Origin of the sequence: Pseudomonas sp. FH4 (genome assembly GCF_000510915.2) — a bacterium.
Lineage (GTDB): Bacteria > Pseudomonadota > Gammaproteobacteria > Pseudomonadales > Pseudomonadaceae > Aquipseudomonas > Aquipseudomonas brenneri.
The window spans coordinates 159,718-176,655 of the sequence record NZ_AOHN01000021.1; the positions used below are offsets into that span (position 1 = coordinate 159,718).

A 16,938-nucleotide genomic window follows, 5' to 3' on the forward strand; every position below is an offset into this window, starting at 1 on the left:
CAAGAGGCAACCGAATGAAAAATATCCTGCTCGCACTGATCGCCCTGGGCTCGGCATTGAGCCTGTCCAGCGCAATCGCCGACGACGGCGCGGCGCTGTTCAAGAGCAAACCCTGCGCCGCCTGCCACACCATCGACAGCAAGATGGTGGGGCCGGCGCTCAAGGAAGTCGCAGCGAAGAACGCCGGGGTCAAGGACGCAGACAAGACTCTGGCCGACCACATCAAGAACGGCACCCAGGGTAACTGGGGACCGATCCCGATGCCTCCAAACCAAGTCACCGATGCACAAGCCCTGACCCTCGCCCAATGGGTGTTGAGCCTCAAATAAGCACAAGGAGCACGCCATGCAAGTCTCGATGATCGGTTCGGCCATGGCGCTGCTTTTCCTCATTCCTGCGCCGGTGCATGGAGCACCGGCGCCTGCGCGTCAGGTCCAGTTGGAACACCTGCTGACCCAGGATTGCGGCGCCTGCCACGGCCTGCACCTGACCGGCGGCCTGGGACCGGCGCTGACCCCGCAAGCCCTGGCCGGGCAGACCCGCGACACCTTGATTGCCACCGTGACGTATGGCCGCCCTGCCCTGGCGATGCCCGGCTGGGCGCCATTGCTCAATGCCGGCGAGATTGCCTGGCTGGTGGACCGCCTCCTGCAAGGAACCCCTGCGCCATGATCCGCCCCCTGCTTGCCTGTATTGCCAGCCTGTTGCTCACGGCTTGTGCCCAACCACCGTTACGGGGTACCGGCGACCTGGGCCTGGTGGTGGAACGTGCCACCGGCAGCCTGCTGATTATCGACAGCAGCCATCAGGCCCGGCTGGGCCGGGTCGAGGGACTGGGTGACTTGTCCCATGCCTCGGCGGTGTTTTCCCGCGACCAGCGCTACGCCTACCTGTTTGGCCGTGACGGCGGGCTGACCAAGGTTGACCTGCTGACCCAGCGCATCGACAAACGCCTGATCCAGGGCGGCAATAGCATCGGCGGTGCGATCAGCCAGGATGGGCGCTTGATTGCCGTGTCCAACTACCAGCCCGGCGGGGTCAAGGTGTTCGACGCCGTGACCCTGCGCCAAGTGGCGGACATCCCGGCCACGCCCCTGGCCAATGGCAAGCGCTCGCGGGTGGTGGGACTGGTGGATGCGCCGGGGCAGCGCTTTGTGTTCAGCCTGTTCGATACCGACGAGATCTGGAGCGCTGATTTCAGCCAGGGCAATACCCCGGCCATCACCCGCTTCACCGGCATTGGTCGCCAACCCTATGACGCCTTGATCACTGCCGATGGCCGCTACTACATGGCCGGTCTGTTTGGCGAGGATGGCATGGCCCAGCTCGACCTGTGGCACCCCGAGCATGGGGTCAAGCGCGTGCTCGCCGACTACGGGCGCGGCCAGGAAAAACTGCCGGTGTACAAGATGCCGCACCTGGAAGGCTGGGCCGTGGCTGACAACCAGGCCTTCGTGCCCGCCGTGGGCCGCCACCAGGTGCTGGTGATGGACGCGCGCACCTGGCAACAGACCGCTGCCATCACCGTGGCCGGCCAACCGATTTTTGTCACCGCACGGCCTGACGGGCGCCAGTTGTGGGTCAACTTTGCCTACCCGGACAACGACCGGGTGCAGGTACTCGACAGTGAAACCCACCGGGTGGTCGCCGACCTGCGCCCCGGCCCCGGTGTGCTGCACATGGAATTCACCGGGCGCGGTGAGCAGCTGTGGTTGTCGGTTCGCGACGGCCAGCAGGTGCAGGTCTGGGACCCTTATCGCCTGACCTTGCTCAAGACCCTGCCGGCCGACAGCCCCAGCGGCATCTTCTTCAGCAACCGCGCACAAAAAATGGGGTACTGAGATGGAACTTGATGAACTGACCGCACGCCTGATCGACCGCTATCAACACGGCATGCCACTGTGCGCCGAGCCTTATGTGGAAATGGCGCAAGACCTGGGTTGCAGCGAGCGCGAGCTGATGGCCTGCCTGCAACGCCTGGAACTGGCGGGGGCGCTGTCGCGGATCGGGCCGGTGTTCGATCACTGCCGTGCCGGCGCCAGTACCCTCGCCGCCCTGGCGGTGCCCGCCGAACGTCTGGAGCAGGTGGCGGCGCGCATCAGCCGCTACCCCGAGGTCAATCACAACTACGCCCGCGAGCATCACTACAACCTGTGGTTTGTGCTGACCGGGCCCAATCGTCGCCATCTGGAACAGATTCTCGACGAGCTGGAGAAGGACACCGGCCTGATCCCCCTGGACCTGCCGATGCTCACCGCTTACCGCATTGACCTGGGTTTTGCCCTGGGAGTCCATCCGTGATCGCCCCGCTGAACCATGAACAATTGCTCGACCTGCGCCAGTGCCTGGAGCGCGGGCTGCCGCTCGTTTCGCGCCCCTATGAAAACCTCGCAGAGCAGATCGGCGCCCATCACCTGCAGGTGTTGCAACAGATGCAACAGTGGCAGGAGCAAGGCCTGTTTCGCCGCGTGGGCCTGGTGCTCAACCACCGCGCCCTGGGTTTTGTCGCCAATGCGATGCTGGTGCTGGATGTGCCCGACGCACTGATCGATGAAGTCGGCCAGCGCCTGGGCCGCGCCCCGGGGGTCACGCTCTGCTATCAGCGGCCACGGCGCCTGCCGCACTGGCGCTACAACCTGTTCTGCATGGTTCACGGCCGTGAGCGCGAAGCGGTACAGGCGCAGATCCAGGCGCTGCTGGAGCAGCATCTGCTCAGCGACCTGCCCCACCACCTGCTATTCAGCACACGCATGTTCAAGCAATGCGGCGGACGTTTTGCGCCGCCGCCGTCACAGGTATGGGCCCATGGATGAACTCGACCGGCAGTTGATCAACCGCCTGCAACGCGGCCTGCCTCTGGTGCGTCACCCATGGCAGGCGGTGGCTGGCGAGCTGCACAGCACGCCCGACGAGCTGCTCGACCGCCTGCACCTGCTGCTCGAAGACGGCGTGCTCACGCGCTTCGGGCCGATGTTCGATATCGAGCGCCTGGGCGGCGCGTTCACCCTGGCCGCCCTGGCAGTGCCCGAATCACGCTTTGAACAAGTGGCAGCGCAACTCAACGATCTGCCGCAAGTGGCCCACAACTACCGACGCGAGCATCACTGGAACATGTGGTTTGTCCTGGCCTGCGCTACCGGCGAGGACCTCGACCAGACCCTGTCGCATATCCACACCATTACCGGGCTTGAGGTGCTTAACCTGCCCAAGGAGCAAACCTACCATGTCGGTCTGTACTTCCCGGTTTGACGAGACCCTGGCCCAGCGCTTGATTCATTTGACCGAGGCCGGCCTGCCCCTGGTTGAAGATCCCTGGACCTGGCTCACCGAACAACTGGGCATCAGCGTCGAATCCACCCTCGACCTGCTCAAGCGCTTACAGGGCGAAGGCGCGATCCGCCGGATCGCCGCCGTGCCCAATCACTATCGCCTGGGCTACCGCCACAACGGCATGACCGTGTGGGATGTGTGCGATGAACAGATGCCGCGCCTGGGTGAGCTGATCGGCGCCCAGCCATTTGTCAGCCACTGCTATCGCCGGCCCCGGCGCGGGGATTGGCCCTACAACCTGTTCGCCATGGTGCATGGCCGCAGTCGTGAAGAAATCGACAGTTACCGTGAACACCTGCGTTTCTTGCTGGGCGATGCCAGCCGGGCGGACGAGATGCTGGTGAGCAGTCGCATCCTGAAAAAAACCGGCCTGCGCTTGGCCCCTCCTCGCTCCTGTAGGAGCTGGCTTGCCAGCGAAGATCGTTAACGATAACGCGGGCATCCTGGATGAACGTGTCGCCGGGGCGTTTTTCGTCGGAACGCCGCCCAGAGACAAGCTCGCTCCTACAACAAGGAACATCTTATGCTTAGGATCAGTCATTACCTGCGCACCCTGGCCGGCCAATGCCCACCACCGCGCAGCGCCAAACCGGGCAGCCCGCGCGCGCCGGTGGTGATCTGGAACCTGCTGCGCCGCTGCAACCTGACCTGCAAGCACTGCTATGCCACCAGCGCCGACAGTGTGTTCCGCGATGAACTGGACACCGAGGCAGCGCTGAAGGTGATTGATGATCTGCACGAGGCCGGGGTCAAGGTGTTGATCCTCTCGGGCGGCGAGCCACTGCTGCGCGAAGACCTGTTCCAACTCAGCGCCTATGCCCGCGCCAAGGGCTTTTTCGTGGCGCTGTCGAGCAATGGCACGCTGATTGATGAAGGCAATATCCAGCAGATCGCCGCCGCACGTTTTGACTATGTGGGCATCAGTATCGATGGCTTGAAGGCGACCCACGATGCCTTCCGCCAGAGCGAGGGCAGTTTCGAGCGCTCGATGCATGCCATCAGGCTGTGCCGCCAGGCAGGGATCCGCGTGGGCCTGCGCACCACCCTGACCCAGGAAAACCATGCACAGCTACCGCAACTGCTGGCTTTAATGCGTGAATACGATGTGCAGAAGTTCTACCTCTCACACCTCAACTACAGCGGACGCGGCAAGCGCAGCCGGCAACTGGACGCCCATCAACAGATGAGCCGCGACGCCATGCTGATGATTTTCCAGCAGGCCTGGAGCGACATCCAGAACGGCGTACCCAGCGATTTTGTCAGCGGCAACAACGACGCCGACGCCGTGTTGTTGCTGCAATGGGTGCACCAGCACTTGCCGGAACACTACCCGCAACTCGAACACCTGCTGCATGTCTGGGGCGGCAATGCCTCGGGCAGCGGTATCGCCAATATCGACAACACCGGCGAAGTACACCCGGACACGTACTGGTGGCAACACTCGGTGGGCAATGTGCGCCGCACCTCGTTTCGCGAAATCTGGCTAGAGCGCCCCGATCCACTGCTACTGCGCCTGCGCCAACACCCACGCGAGATCGGTGGCCGTTGCACCGAGTGCCACTGGCTGGGCATCTGCAACGGCAACACGCGCACCCGCGCCTGGGCCGGCGGCGACCTCTGGGGCCCGGACCCCGGTTGTTACCTCAGCGACGCAGAAATCGCCCATTCGCCGCCCACTTTGATTCCTTGCTCGGCACGCTGAACCACCGGCCGGTCACCTGGTGAAACAACCGGGGGCCGCCAACCTGATGATGAACCAAGGAAGTCTCATGCACTCATCCCACGCGTTACCCTCGGTGCTGCACAGCCCTTTCCACCCCGGCGAAGTCGCCTTGGTTGGCGCCGGCCCCGGTGACCCACGACTATTGACCCTGCGCGCCTGGAGCCTGCTGATGCAGGCCGATGCCGTGGTGTTCGACCGCCTGATCAGCGCTGAATTGCTGACCCTGATCCCACTGACCTGTGCCCGGCATTACGTGGGCAAGGCCAGCGGTTATCACAGCCTGCCTCAGGATCAGATCAACGAGTTGCTGGCTGCACTGGCCCAACAGGGGCAGCGGGTGGTGCGGCTCAAAGGCGGCGATCCATTCGTCTTTGGCCGCGGTGCCGAAGAGCTGGAATACCTGCTGGCGCAAGGTGTGTCGTGCCAGGTGGTACCGGGCATCACGGCGGCCTCCGGCTGCAGTGCCTATGCGGGTATCCCGCTGACCCACCGTGACCTGGTCAACTCGTGTCGCTTCGTCACCGGGCATTTGCAGCGCGACGGCGAATTGAAGTTGCCGTGGGACAGCCTCGCCGACAGCAGCCAGACCCTGGTGTTCTACATGGGCCTGTCGAACCTGGCGATGATCGCCGAACGCCTGATCGATGCCGGCCTACCCGCAGACACCCCGGCGGCGTTGATCTGCAATGGCGCCCGCACCGACCAGCAGGTGCATCGCGGCACCCTGCGCCTGCTGCCCGCCCTGGCCTTGATGTGCGAGCCCGGTGTGCCGACCTTGACGGTGATCGGGCATGTGGTCGATCTGTTTGCCGATGCGGCCCTGCACTACCCCGCCAGCCTCGCCCCCGGTCACTTGTCAGTGTCCAGGGTGGCGGTATGAAACGCCTGTGGCTGCTGCCGCTGTTGTGGGCCAGCGCGGCCCACGGCGCACCGGATGCCGCCGCCGATTACCAGCAGCATTGCCAAAGCTGTCACGGCATCAACCGGGTCGGCAGCAGCGGCCCGGCGTTGTTGCCCGAGAGCCTGGGGCGGATCAAGCCGGCCGAGATTCGCCAGGTGATCGAACAAGGCCGCCCGGCCAGCCAGATGGCCGCATTCGCTCCGCTGCTGACAGCGCAACAGATCGACGGCCTGGTGAGTTTCCTGCAACAGCCGCCCGCCACGCCCGCGACCTGGAACGAGCAGGATATGCGCAGCAGCCACCGCCAGTTAGCCGACCTCAGTCAACTGCCCAGCACCCCACAACATCGTGCCGACCCGCTGAACCTGTTTGTGGTGGTGGAGTCCGGCGACCATCACATCGACATTCTCGACGGTGATCGCTTTGAAGTGCTCGATCGCTTTGCCTCGCACTTTGCCGTACACGGCGGGCCGAAGTTTTCCCCGGACGGGCGCTTTGTGTACTTTGCTTCGCGCGACGGCTGGATCAGCCTGTACGACCTGCACAACCTCATGCTGATCGCCGAGATCCGCGCCGGCCTCAATACCCGCAACCTGGCGGTGAGCAAGGACGGGCGCTGGGTGCTGGTGGGCAATTACCTGCCGGGCAACCTGGTGGTGCTGGATGCGCGCGACCTGTCGCTGGTCAAGACCCTGCCTACGGGCTCGCGGGTCAGCGCGGTGTATACGGCGCCGCCGCGCCAGAGTTTTATCGTCGCCCTCAAGGATGTGAATGAGGTCTGGGAGTTGTCCTACGCGCCAGCCCTCCCGAACTTCGAGCCCCGGCGCATCCAGGCCCAGGATGTGCTGGATGACTTTTCCTTTTCCCCCGACTACCGCCAACTGCTCGCCACCTCGCGCAAGGCCGGCGGCGGGCAAGTGATCGACCTCGATTCCGGGCAGGTGGTCACCAACATCGCGCTGGCGGGCATGCCCCACCTGGGTTCGGGGACTTACTGGCAACGCAACGGGCAGTGGGTGTTTGCCACGCCGAATATCAGCAAGGGGCAAATTTCGGTACTAGACCTCAAGACCTGGAAGCTGATCAAACAGATCCCTACCCTCGGGCCGGGGTTCTTTATGCGCAGCCACAGCAACTCGCGCTATGTGTGGAGTGATGTGTTTTTTGGCCCGGACAATGACGCGATCCACTTGATCGACAAGCAGACCCTGGAGATCGCCCATACGCTGCGGCCCATGCCGGGCAAAACGGCGGCGCACGTGGAGTTCACCCGGGATGGGCGCTATCTGCTGTTGAGCATTTGGGATCGCGAAGGTGCGTTGATCGTCTATGACAGCCAGACGTTGCAGGAGGTCAAGCGCATTCCCATGAACAAGCCTTCGGGTAAATACAACGTGGGGAATAAGATCGAGTTTGCGGAGGGGACTTCGCATTGATGCAAGCCCGCTCCCACAGGGGATCTCATCAATGCAGGGATCGATCAGAAGGCGTAGGTCGCACCCAGACTGATCACTTCTCCCTTGATCTCGGTTTTACCCTCCAGCGATGCTGCGCCAAGACGATCAATGTTCTTGGTCTTGAGCTTGACGGTTTCCACAAACTGTCGCGAATAGGCGCCGTCGATACTCAAGCCTGGAATCGCCCGGATGTTGTAGCCAAAGCCCAGGGACGCAAATACCCGATCACCATCCGGGATCCGCGGGTCACGGGTGGAGTTGGGGGTTGGCGTCTGGTCAAAGGCCACCCCCGTGCGCACGGTCAAGTCATCCGTGAGTTTGTAGTCACCGCCGAGGGAGTACATCCAGGTGTTCTTGTAGTTATAGGGAATCGATACCAGGGTGCTGCCATCCGACTTCAAGGTCAGCGCCTTGAACGATGACCATTGGGTCCACGTAGCACTCAGGCCCAGGGTCAAGCGGTCAGAGAACTGGTGTACCCAGTCCAGGGACGCATTGGCCGGGATATCCATCTGCGCCGAGGCATTTGCACCGCCGGGATACAGGTGCAGGTCGGGGTAGGCCAGTTCGACCAGGGTCTTGCCATCGAACACCGGGGTGGTCATCAGGTCTCTGGAAAGTGTATCGGCGTGGATATTGTATTTACCCTCCAGCTTGTTGTTGATTTTGGCGTGGTAGTTCAGGCCGAAGGTGTCTTGCAACGTCGGTTTCCAGGCCATGCCGGCAAACCAGCCCAGGGAGGTGTTGTCGACCTTGACCCGCATCAAGGCCAAACCCTGGCCTGTGGGAAATGGAATGTAGCCCAGGTCCGGCGACTGTGCGGCGGCGGCATACAGGTCAACGTTCTGGCTCACGAAGCCTTTGGTGTGCTGCACAATGGCACCACCACCAATGGAAAACTGATCATTGACTTTGAACGACAGCGAGCCGGTCAGGCCCACGGTTTCAACTTTAGTGTCTACCGCAAAGTCACGGCCTTTCCAGTCCTCATCCCATGTCGTGCGGGCGCCCATGGGCACCACCTGGCTCAGGCCGAAGGCCAAGCGATCGTTGATCGGCGTAACCATGAAGCCCGTTGGTGCCCATGCCTCAAACCCGCCCTGACCACCGCCACCCGTGCGGGGTGTCGAGGTAGGGAGGCCGGTGTCTGGATCGAGGACCGTACTGGACGCGGGATTGCCTGCGTAGTCATACGCAGCACCTTTGTACTTGATGTCGATATTGGCGTAGTTGAGGGTGAACTGCGAAACGCTCTTGTCGATAAAGGCCATGGCCGCCGGGTTGTTGAAGGCCGCCGACGGATCGTTCTTGAACATCGAACCACCACCGAACGCCCGGCCCCAGCCTGCGGTATTGGCGGTCGGCGTCATGAACCCGCCGGCCTGGACTGGGCAGGCCACGACCGTCAGCCCACCCAACACCGCCAGGGCAAGGAATGCCAGGGCCTGCTGCTTGTTGTGTCGCATGCTCCACTCCGTCTCATTGTTACCCAACCCAACAGGTACCTCTAGTGAGGCACCTGTCTTTCATGGGTGATCAGCCCTTTGCACTAGGGAGCGGGACAGCTCAAGGCACCACGCTCAGGTTCGGTACTTTGACGGTCAGGGATTGGACGGCACAGTTGCCGGACAGCGGCTGGTTTTTACCGGTCAGGGTGCGAGTCGCCTGGTTCCACTCGCCACTGACGGTACCCGCGCCGCAGTTGGAGGGTGGGAAAGCCACCGTCCAGCCCACATTTGACACGGTACCGTTGCCGATTCCGGTGCTCGCGTTAAAGCTGGTCGCAGTCAGCACCCACCCCGGAGCCGGAACGTTTTTCAGCTTCGGCAAATTACACAGGCCACCGCCGGTAAGTGTTGCCGAAGTGATGGTGGCTACGCCTGCGGAGACATTGCCGCCGAAAGTGATGCCACAGGTAATGGGAACCCCAGCCGAAGATGGCGACGTTACAACAATGGTGCCTGCCTCAGTGGTAAACGGACCTTCCGGGGTAATCGACACGGCGCTGGCCATGGAAGCCGCACCGAACAACAGAGCAAATGAACTTACACAAACGAGGGCTTTCAAACTTTTCATTATTTTTCCTCACATGTATGGCGAACTATTTCGCCAGGGCAATGGCCTTCAACAGAAGTTCACAACAAAGTTGCGACACCTCCCTCTCAAGCCAAATATCAACTCAATTAACCGCATTAACCCGCCTATTTACCCGATAGACTTATTGAACTTACAAAAGTCCGAACAGACAAATCTCAGGCAATAAAGGTCTGCGAGCCACATAGACTCCGAACTCCCTACAACATTTAGATCAAGCCAGGTGATACTGATAACGCAGCCCGCCTAATATTTCCGGGCTTCCTACTGGGTTGGCATTGACTGAAGATTCTTCAAGCAATAGTGCCAAACTTGATTATCTATACGCTGACGCTATTCATAATTAAGCATGGACATAGAACAGCATCCATATTGAGTAAACTTCCAAGCACGCACTAAGAAACTCACTGCGTAATGGCGCTTTGATCAACGCAGGCAAAACAACCATACGCATACCCCCGCAACCAAAGTCTTTTTTTTCACAATCTGTATTAAACAATCTACCTGAAAACACCAATTGCGCCAGAGGACATTATTTATTTGCGAGAAATCCTACGTAACAGCTTTATACCCGCAGAAAATATAAACAATTAGAAATACTGAGCCACTCCAGCAGCAGCGCCAGCACATGGGAAGTAGAGGCTCAATATATAGCGGAATTATTTGAAGGACTTATCTGTAGGAACAATACGATGTCATTATAGAAGTGGCTAAGCACCCGCCTCATCATTCACTTTGACCGCTCGCTCACGAACAAACCCTTGCACCGCGTCACCGGGCAGCGCTTTACTGAAATACCAACCCTGAATGATCAGTTCTGCCCCCGAGTGTCCCCGGCCCGACTGAAGAAACGCCAATTGCTCAGCCGTTTCCACGCCCTCCACCACTACCCCCAGGTTCAGCGCTTCACAAAAGCGCAGCATGCCGGTCAATACCTGCGCCCCCTTGGGGTCTTGCTGGGCAACCACAAAACTGCGGTCGATCTTGATGAAGTCCACCGGGAACTGGTGCAAGTAACTCAGCGCAGAAAACCCGGTGCCGAAGTCGTCGATGTACACCTTGGCACCAATGGCCTGCAGCTTTTCGATCATCTGCCGCGTCACCTGGATATCACCCACCAGCGCATCCTCGGTGATCTCCACCGACACATGACCGTTGGCCTGGGACAGGATCTGCACCAGTTGCCTGCCGTACGCCGGGGTCGTCAGGGTGGCGCTGGAGACATTGATGGTGATTGGCAGTGCAAAGCCGGTTTTCTGCCATTTCTGGTATTGGTGCACGGCCTGGGAGGCAACCCACAAGTCTACGTCCGGCATCAACCGGGCTTGAGCCAGCCACTGGAGGAACTCCCATGGCGAGTGCACTTTGCCTTCGCCATCCCGTGCCCGCATCAGCGCCTCGCAACCCGTGCACAAGCCAGTCAAGGAGGACACCTGGGGCTGAAATTCCAGGTAGAACTCGTAGTCGCTGATCTGCTGGATCCTGCTCAACTCAAGAGCCTGTCGTGCCAGCGCCTTGTGCGACGTCAGCACCGGATCCATTTCCAGCAGACGGCCTTTTTCCTCAAGCCCGCGAAAGGTCGTGTCGAAAGACTTGAGGTAAACCGTACCGCCCTCCACGGCCTGCCGGTGGATTGCACGGACATAGGGTGCATAGATCAGCGTCCCCAACCCCAGCAGCACCAGTTGCAACGCCACCGCCGCCAAATCCCCCTGGGTACTCAGGTAGGCATTGAGCAGCACCGGCGCGGTAAAGGGCACACTGGCGACCGCCGGCGAGACCCAGCCAGCCTGCACCACGATCAACGCCAGCAGAGTGTTGATCACCGGGACGGCTAAAAAGGGAATAAACAGGCGCGGATTGAGGATGATCGGCAAGCCGAACAACAACACCTCGCTGACGTTGAACAACGACAGCGGCAGGCTGGCCACCGCCAGCAAACGCATGGACTGGCTCTTGGAAAACAGCAGAATCGCCAGCAACAGACACAGGGAACCGCCAGACCCACCAATAAAGGCAAAGCACCCCAGCAGGCCGGCATTCAACACGTATTGAATGGGCTCTCCCGCCGCCAGCGCCGCACCGTTGAGTACCACCGCCTGGTCCAATGCGTCAAACAGCGGCTGGATCGCATACACGCCATGAATGCCAAAAAACCACAGCAGCGAATTGATCGCCGTGACAAACACCCCGCTGCCATAAGGCGACTGAAGCGCATCGAGCATATCAGGCCCCTGGAACTGCACCACATGAGGAACCTGCAACAGCAGCGACAACGTCACCACCAGCAGCAGTGCGGTGATTGCCCCCGGCACGACCATGTTGATGGTGCCCTTGAGGTTGTGCCCCACCAGGTCTTCGTTGACCAGGCGGGTCCAGCGATACCGATGCAACCTGGCAATCGCCGGGACATTGATCAGCGGCGAAGCGATGGCAATAAACAACACAAAGGTCGCCGACGCACGTGGATAGTCCCGCAGGACAAAAGTGGCAATGACCACGTGCGCCAGGCACAGGAAGGCCACTGGCAGCTGTGGCAATCGGTGCTGGATCGCCAGCATATAGCCGATGGAGGCTGCTACCAGCAACGGGATGACAGAACTGATCTTGGCATGCAGACCCGCCAGGAATGCCACAAGCGGCGACGGAAAATTCAGGACCCGAGCGCATTCGGACAACAGCAGAAAACCTGCCGAGACCAGCAGGCACGGCAAGATCCATAACAGGCCTTCACGGATGGCCCGCAACGACTCTGTGCTTGCCAGGGCAGCCAGGCGCTGGGTGAAGAAGAGCTTGAACAGCGTTTGCGCCATGATTGTCTCCCTGCCCCGCGTTTCCTGGCCCTTGGCCGTCGCACCGGAGGGGCGGCCTTCAACAGGGGTTAACGCTACACGCCCAGGCTCAGAGAGTGAAAGGTTTTTGCCCCGCCGGACCGCGATAAATCGCCTTAAAGTACCCGCAGATACGTTGGCGAGGGTGTAGTATCCTGCACTTTTTGAAACAATAGCGCGCGTCAGGGTTGTACTGCCCAGGGGCGAACCGCTGGTTTTCGGAACCAACAGCGACCCACAAAGGTCATGAGCTGGACAGGTCTACCAACCCACAGGCTGGTAGATCCGCAGACCACCGTTACCCCACAGGTCTCGGCACACCAACTGACCCAGCGTTCTCAGGGAGATGTATTCGACATGCAAGGCAGGCTTTCAAATCGCGCACGACCTTTGGCTTTCACGACAGTGCTCTGGCTGTGTGGGGTCGCCGTACTGTTCTCTATCAAAGCCGCCGTCGAAGCGGTGGAAGGACCTATCAGCAAGACTTGGGTCGACTTGACCCTGGTACTCGCCGCCTACCTGTTTTTTTTCTTGCTGGATCCCCTGCAACAGTGGACTGCCAATCGGCTGCGTAAACGCGCCCGACGTAAAAGCCGTTACGAACAAACCTCATCCTGAGGTCGCGCAACCTATGCTCCGGGAGTAACCCCTTGTCTGAACCTGGCGAAAATCATCGGCTGGCCCTGGACATCTTCTTGAGCCAGCATCCCGAGTTGCGCGCCGAACTGGATACGCTGAACCCTCTGGCCGCCCAGGCCAAGCGCGAAACCATGGCGCAATACCGTGCCGAACGCCTGCACGAAGCCTTCGAGGCGCAGGCAGAGTCCCAGAACCTGTTTGCCTGGGAGTTGACGCTGCAACTGATCAGCCAGTCGCCACAGGAGTTCGAGGCCAACCGCCTGGAAGTGCATAAGGAAGTGGCCCAAATGGCAGGCCTGGCGTGGGATGAATACTGTCAGCTCCATGGCCTGGCTGACGGTTCTCCTTAACCGCCGCGGTCAGTGAACCGGTGTCCCACCACAGAGTGTTCACACTGAATTGCCGCTTGCAACGGGTCAGTAGTGATGGTCCAGGGTTTGACACTGGGCCTCACCCCACACTGCGAAACGCACTGGGACTGAGCCCTGTCCACCGCTTGAACGCCCGGCGAAAGCTGCGTACGTCACTGTAGCCCACCTCTTGGGTAATACGCTCGATGGACAGGCCAGGGTTACTCAACAACCCCATGGTCCGGGCGCGACGAGCCTGTTCCAGCAACGCCTCGAATGTCAGCCCGTGGTCGGTCAGGCGCCGGCGCAGTGTGCGCCCGCTCATGTTCAGGTCACTGGCGACCTTTTCCAATTGACTGCCCTGCAAGTCGCGGGAAATAGCACGCTCTACCGCCTGGATCAGGTCCATTTTCCGGTGTAGCTGGGCACTTTCCAACTCCAGCAGGCCAAGGGCCTGACGCAATGCCAGGGCATGGTGATTCGGCAGGGACACGTCCAGCCAGCGTGCCTCCAGGACCATACGGTTGTGCAGGCAGCCAAAGCGCACATCGTCACCGAACAAACGTTGATACTCGGCGGCATACAACGGCGGCGCGTGCATGAACTCCATGCGCAATGGCTTGAATTCGCTGCCCACCAGTGTGCGGCCGTAGACCATGAGGCTGGCAAAGAACTCCTCGGCGGCAAACACCTGAACCTCGGCATAAGGCAACAGACATTCAACCTCGACCATGACCTCCTGGGTGCTTTCATGGGTCCGTGAGGTGGCGATACCGCCGGAGGTGTGTTGGTGCCGCTCGCCCACGGCAAACGCATCGCGCAGGGTCTTGCACAACGAGATGACATGCCCCAGCAGGCCCAGGGTGCCCAGCACATTCTGATTGCCGACACACAGGCCCAACCCCTGGTCAGGCAGGACCTTGAGTGCGCGCTGGATCATCGCCACGGCCTGGCGATAGGAAATTCGCAGTGCCGGATCGTCCAGGTCCGCCAGGGTAAACCCCAGGCCACGGCACAGATGCTCGGCACTGGCGCCCTTTTGTGCGACGACTTGCCCCAGGGTTTGCAGGAGAAACGGTGACACCAGCGCCAATTCGTAGTGTGGATCAACGGTTTTGCTGTGCATGGATCTGCGATTCCCGACTCTATGCCCGGTTATTGTTTTAGAAACATCCTGATAATCATAGGTGCTTGCAAGCTTCGCCGCACTCTGAATGAACAGTGTCCGGCAAAGCCCCCCTATGTGGCCGCCAATACCCTGCCCTCTGGGGCGCCAAGGGCTTATTTCTATGGGCACGGCTCCAATGAGGGCCGGCCCTCTAACAATAATAATGAGCCCAGACATGAACCCGACCCGCGCGCTTGCCCCCTTCCCCCTTGCCCTGGCCCTTATCAGCCTGTCGACCCTGGCCACAGAAGGCGGCGTGGACAATATCGGTACAGGTACCGACGGCTTCTACATCCTGCCACTGGATGTCGATCACCTGCCGGACCACATGTTCGCCTTCAACCTCTACTACAACCACTATGAAGCCACGAAGCTGGATATCAGCTCGCTCGGGGGCAAGGTGCCACAGGTGAAGATCCGCTCGGACGCGATCATTCCGCGCCTGGACTACCTGAGCCCGTTGCGGGTGTTGGGCGGGCGGCTGGGCGGCTACATCGCCCAGCCGTACCTCAAGCAACAAGTGGCGCTGTTTGGCATGTCTGACCAACGTGAAAGCATGGGTGACACAACTATCGCGCCGATTATCCTGTGGGACATGGGCAAAAACCTGACCTTGGCCGCCGCCGTGGAGATCACGGTGCCTACTGGGGAATACGATGCTTCACGCCTGGCCAACACCAGCAACAACTTCTACACCTACAAGCCGCTGGTTTCGGCAACGTGGCTGCCAAACGAGCGCACGGAACTGTCGATCAAGACCACCTACAGTTTCAACAAGGAAAACCACGCTACGGACTACCGCTCCGGGCAGATTTTCCACTTTGATTATTCGGCCAGCTACAAAGTGACCGACAACGTGAGCCTGGGCATCAATGGCTACTACCTCAAGCAGACGACAGACGATAAGCAGTACGGACGCACCGTCACCACTATCTACGGCGAAGCGGTCGACGACGGGGTACGCGGCCAGGTATTTGCGATTGGACCTGCGGTGTACTTCACCTTTCTCAAGTACGCCAGCGGGGAGATCCGTTGGGCCAAGGAGTTTGATGTCGAGAACCGCCCGGAAGGCGACATGTTGTGGGCCAAGCTGACGATTCCGTTTGCATTGTAGGAGCGGGCTTGCCCGCGATGGCCGTTAACGATGACGTTGGGTACCTGACACCCTGCGGTGTTCTAACGGCTGTCATCGCCAGCAAGCCGGCTCCTGCCTGGGATGCGTGACGTTATCCGGTGTATACCGGCCAGCTTTCGACAATTTTGCCGTCACGCACCGCCAGCAGGTCGCCAAACTGCAGGAGCACCGACTCAGTCTGGGTCGGGCGCAAAAACACCTGGTCGTCGACGTTCAAGCCCACCTGCGGCGAGCCATTGACCATCTCCTGGTTGGAGCTGCGGCCGTACAACCCATTGCTTTGCAGCCCCGAGGGTGACTCGAACTCGGCCATCCAGTTACCGCCATAGATAAAGAACGTGGCGCGCTGGTTGCGATCCCACCAGGACAACAGCCGGGACTTGTCGTCCAGTGCAGGAATATTGACCGCCCCCGTGCTTTTGAGGACCGGCGTAGCGATATAGGCCGCTGGCACATGCTCGCCCAGGGATGGCAAATCGTAATGCGTGGGCTTGAGCATGGCTGTGCCCACCGAGACTTCGCTGCTTAATTGCTCCTGCTCATGCATCCGATAGCTGGGGCTGCCTGCCGTATTGAGTGTCAGGCCGTCATGCCACAGGCCTGCAAACTGCTGGCGGGTGAAGTCGACAAAGGCGTTGTAACGCAGCATGACCTTATCGAACAACGCCTGGGGCGAGCCAAGGATGCCCGGCACGCCCATGCCGACAAACGGGTCATAGCCCATGAAGCCGGCAAACTCCAGGTGCTGCGGGTGCGCCTGGATCAGCCCGAGCATCTGCCCCAGCACCGCGTTATCGCTGATACCGCCGCGATGCAGGCCCACATCCAGCTCGATATTGATCCGCAGCCGTGTCCCCAGCCCCTGGGCCAGCGCCAGGTATTGTTGCAGGCGCTGCGGCGTGTCCAGCAGCCACTGCAATTGCCGGGCAGGATCGAATGGCCCCTGGTGGCGTTGATAGAACAGCTCGGCAGAACGCACCGGCAACGGCTTGCCCAGCAGAATATCGGCGCCTTGAAACACCTGCGCGTCGTGGTTGAGAAAGGGTTGGTGAAAAGACATCAGACGTTGGGTACCCGCACGCTTGGCGATATAGGCCAGCAAGCCCGGTGCGGGCAGGGATTTTTCAACCAGGCGCAGGTGCTTGCCGCCCCGCCGGACCGATTGCATCACGATGTCGATGTTGTGGTCCAGGCGATCCAGGTCGACCAACAGCACCGGGCGCATCGGCCCATGGGCTTTGAGCTGCTGGTTCAACTGGCGAAAATACTCACTGTAGGGCGACCCCCGGTCAGTCGGGCGCAGCAACGCC

18 protein-coding genes are annotated in these 16,938 nt (G+C 60.6%); 13 read left to right on the plus strand and 5 right to left on the minus strand.

All coding sequences use genetic code 11. The features are described 5' to 3' along the window. Positions 1 to 14: 14 nt before the first annotated feature. The 10 genes from H097_RS17340 (at position 15) to H097_RS17385 (ending at position 7,390) form a co-directional block, all read left to right on the plus strand. Positions 15 to 329: a c-type cytochrome gene (locus H097_RS17340; RefSeq protein WP_032861294.1), complete on the plus strand. Its 315-nt coding sequence runs from the start codon at positions 15 to 17 to the stop codon at positions 327 to 329. Positions 330 to 345: 16 nt separating this feature from the next. Then, positions 346 to 672: a cytochrome c gene (locus tag H097_RS17345; RefSeq protein WP_029291245.1), complete on the plus strand. Its 327-nt coding sequence runs from the start codon at positions 346 to 348 to the stop codon at positions 670 to 672. Further along, the gene (locus H097_RS17350; RefSeq protein WP_032861295.1) at positions 669 to 1,841 is read left to right on the plus strand and encodes a cytochrome D1 domain-containing protein; all 1,173 of its coding nucleotides are present in this window, start codon (positions 669 to 671) and stop codon (positions 1,839 to 1,841) included. Before H097_RS17345 ends, H097_RS17350 begins: the two co-directional genes overlap by 4 nt. 1 nt (position 1,842) lies before the next feature. Then, a complete protein-coding gene (locus H097_RS17355; protein WP_032861297.1) occupies positions 1,843 to 2,301 on the plus strand; it encodes an Lrp/AsnC family transcriptional regulator in 459 nt (152 codons plus the stop codon). Further along, positions 2,298 to 2,813 carry an Lrp/AsnC family transcriptional regulator gene (locus H097_RS17360; RefSeq protein ID WP_032861298.1) on the plus strand — a complete coding sequence of 172 codons (516 nt, stop codon included), beginning with the start codon at positions 2,298 to 2,300 and terminating at the stop codon, positions 2,811 to 2,813. Before H097_RS17355 ends, H097_RS17360 begins: the two co-directional genes overlap by 4 nt. Next, positions 2,806 to 3,249, plus strand: coding sequence for an AsnC family transcriptional regulator (locus H097_RS17365; protein WP_032861299.1), 444 nt, complete (start codon positions 2,806 to 2,808; stop codon positions 3,247 to 3,249). Before H097_RS17360 ends, H097_RS17365 begins: the two co-directional genes overlap by 8 nt. Next, a complete protein-coding gene (locus tag H097_RS17370; RefSeq protein ID WP_032861301.1) occupies positions 3,224 to 3,757 on the plus strand; it encodes an Lrp/AsnC family transcriptional regulator in 534 nt (177 codons plus the stop codon). Before H097_RS17365 ends, H097_RS17370 begins: the two co-directional genes overlap by 26 nt. 96 nt (positions 3,758 to 3,853) lie before the next feature. Continuing rightward, the gene (nirJ, locus tag H097_RS17375; protein ID WP_032861304.1) at positions 3,854 to 5,032 is read left to right on the plus strand and encodes a heme d1 biosynthesis radical SAM protein NirJ; all 1,179 of its coding nucleotides are present in this window, start codon (positions 3,854 to 3,856) and stop codon (positions 5,030 to 5,032) included. Between the two features lie 67 nt (positions 5,033 to 5,099). Next, positions 5,100 to 5,933, plus strand: coding sequence for a uroporphyrinogen-III C-methyltransferase (gene cobA / locus H097_RS17380; RefSeq protein WP_032861305.1), 834 nt, complete (start codon positions 5,100 to 5,102; stop codon positions 5,931 to 5,933). After that, entirely contained in the window at positions 5,930 to 7,390 is a 1,461-nt protein-coding gene (locus tag H097_RS17385) for a cytochrome D1 domain-containing protein (RefSeq protein ID WP_032861307.1), read from the plus strand. The genes cobA and H097_RS17385 overlap by 4 nt, the downstream gene beginning before the upstream one ends. Before the next feature lie 44 nt (positions 7,391 to 7,434). On the opposite strand, the gene H097_RS17390 is transcribed toward H097_RS17385, so the two are convergent. The 3 genes from H097_RS17390 to H097_RS17400 all read right to left on the minus strand — a co-directional run bounded on the left by H097_RS17390 (position 7,435) and on the right by H097_RS17400 (position 12,318). Beyond that, complete coding sequence (locus H097_RS17390; RefSeq protein WP_032861309.1) at positions 7,435 to 8,877, minus strand: outer membrane protein transport protein; 1,443 nt, start codon at positions 8,875 to 8,877, stop codon at positions 7,435 to 7,437. Positions 8,878 to 8,977: 100 nt separating this feature from the next. Continuing rightward, positions 8,978 to 9,487 (minus strand): alkane oxidation protein activator PraB, encoded by a 510-nt coding sequence (gene praB, locus H097_RS27860; RefSeq protein WP_082445623.1) that lies wholly within the window; start codon positions 9,485 to 9,487, stop codon positions 8,978 to 8,980. Positions 9,488 to 10,215: 728 nt separating this feature from the next. Then, complete coding sequence (locus H097_RS17400; protein WP_032861310.1) at positions 10,216 to 12,318, minus strand: EAL domain-containing protein; 2,103 nt, start codon at positions 12,316 to 12,318, stop codon at positions 10,216 to 10,218. A 408-nt stretch (positions 12,319 to 12,726) separates the two neighbouring features. Between H097_RS17400 and H097_RS17405 the strand changes: the two genes are divergently transcribed. Both H097_RS17405 and H097_RS17410 read left to right on the plus strand, forming a co-directional pair. Beyond that, positions 12,727 to 12,954 carry a hypothetical protein gene (locus tag H097_RS17405; protein ID WP_223232678.1) on the plus strand — a complete coding sequence of 76 codons (228 nt, stop codon included), beginning with the start codon at positions 12,727 to 12,729 and terminating at the stop codon, positions 12,952 to 12,954. 32 nt (positions 12,955 to 12,986) lie between these two features. Further along, complete coding sequence (locus H097_RS17410; RefSeq protein WP_032861313.1) at positions 12,987 to 13,325, plus strand: DUF6388 family protein; 339 nt, start codon at positions 12,987 to 12,989, stop codon at positions 13,323 to 13,325. A 100-nt stretch (positions 13,326 to 13,425) separates the two neighbouring features. On the opposite strand, the gene H097_RS17415 is transcribed toward H097_RS17410, so the two are convergent. Next, positions 13,426 to 14,451 (minus strand): AraC family transcriptional regulator, encoded by a 1,026-nt coding sequence (locus tag H097_RS17415; protein ID WP_032861314.1) that lies wholly within the window; start codon positions 14,449 to 14,451, stop codon positions 13,426 to 13,428. 217 nt (positions 14,452 to 14,668) lie between these two features. On the opposite strand from H097_RS17415, the gene H097_RS17420 reads away from it, so the two are divergent. Next, positions 14,669 to 15,607, plus strand: coding sequence for a transporter (locus H097_RS17420; protein ID WP_032861316.1), 939 nt, complete (start codon positions 14,669 to 14,671; stop codon positions 15,605 to 15,607). 112 nt (positions 15,608 to 15,719) lie between these two features. Here H097_RS17420 and H097_RS17425 read toward each other — a convergent pair whose 3' ends face one another. Then, a complete protein-coding gene (locus H097_RS17425) occupies positions 15,720 to 16,931 on the minus strand; it encodes a DSD1 family PLP-dependent enzyme (protein ID WP_162237650.1) in 1,212 nt (403 codons plus the stop codon). Positions 16,932 to 16,938: the final 7 nt, after the last annotated feature.

Coding starts and splice junctions, on each gene's coding strand:
- H097_RS17355 (WP_032861297.1), top strand. CDS start 1,843: ATGGAACTTGATGAACTGACCGCACGCCTGATCGACCGCTATCAACAC.
- H097_RS17345 (WP_029291245.1), top strand. CDS start 346: ATGCAAGTCTCGATGATCGGTTCGGCCATGGCGCTGCTTTTCCTCATT.
- H097_RS17370 (WP_032861301.1), top strand. CDS start 3,224: ATGTCGGTCTGTACTTCCCGGTTTGACGAGACCCTGGCCCAGCGCTTG.
- cobA (WP_032861305.1), top strand. CDS start 5,100: ATGCACTCATCCCACGCGTTACCCTCGGTGCTGCACAGCCCTTTCCAC.
- H097_RS17390 (WP_032861309.1), bottom strand. CDS start 8,877: ATGCGACACAACAAGCAGCAGGCCCTGGCATTCCTTGCCCTGGCGGTG.
- H097_RS17400 (WP_032861310.1), bottom strand. CDS start 12,318: ATGGCGCAAACGCTGTTCAAGCTCTTCTTCACCCAGCGCCTGGCTGCC.
- H097_RS17420 (WP_032861316.1), top strand. CDS start 14,669: ATGAACCCGACCCGCGCGCTTGCCCCCTTCCCCCTTGCCCTGGCCCTT.
- H097_RS17415 (WP_032861314.1), bottom strand. CDS start 14,451: ATGCACAGCAAAACCGTTGATCCACACTACGAATTGGCGCTGGTGTCA.
- H097_RS17350 (WP_032861295.1), top strand. CDS start 669: ATGATCCGCCCCCTGCTTGCCTGTATTGCCAGCCTGTTGCTCACGGCT.
- nirJ (WP_032861304.1), top strand. CDS start 3,854: ATGCTTAGGATCAGTCATTACCTGCGCACCCTGGCCGGCCAATGCCCA.
- H097_RS17340 (WP_032861294.1), top strand. CDS start 15: ATGAAAAATATCCTGCTCGCACTGATCGCCCTGGGCTCGGCATTGAGC.
- H097_RS17365 (WP_032861299.1), top strand. CDS start 2,806: ATGGATGAACTCGACCGGCAGTTGATCAACCGCCTGCAACGCGGCCTG.
- H097_RS17385 (WP_032861307.1), top strand. CDS start 5,930: ATGAAACGCCTGTGGCTGCTGCCGCTGTTGTGGGCCAGCGCGGCCCAC.
- praB (WP_082445623.1), bottom strand. CDS start 9,487: ATGAAAAGTTTGAAAGCCCTCGTTTGTGTAAGTTCATTTGCTCTGTTG.